Source organism: Bacillus cereus group sp. BfR-BA-01350, from assembly GCF_022663775.1.
In the GTDB taxonomy this organism is placed as follows: Bacteria; Bacillota; Bacilli; order Bacillales; family Bacillaceae_G; genus Bacillus_A; species Bacillus_A paranthracis.
Genome location: NZ_JAKUGD010000069.1, coordinates 1 through 222, shown reverse-complemented (window position 1 = coordinate 222; position 222 = coordinate 1). Strand labels below are relative to the sequence as shown.

Sequence of the window (222 nt, the reverse complement as noted above, 5' to 3'; positions counted from 1 at the left end):
GTTCGAGGTGGAAGCATGGTGACATGTGGAGCTGACGAATACTAATAGATCGAGGACTTAACCATATAATATGTAGCAAATGTTATCTAGTTTTGAAGGAATATGCCTTCAATAGTTTGGTGATGATGGCAGAGAGGTCACACCCGTTCCCATACCGAACACGGAAGTTAAGCTCTCTAGCGCCGATGGTAGTTGGGACCTTGTCCCTGTGAGAGTAGGACG

1 rRNA gene is annotated in these 222 nt (G+C 45.9%); it reads left to right on the top strand.

Going from position 1 to position 222, the window contains the following annotated elements:
• Positions 1-115: 115 nt before the first annotated feature.
• Positions 116-222 (top strand): 5S ribosomal RNA (gene rrf / locus MR147_RS27015); the annotation flags it as partial.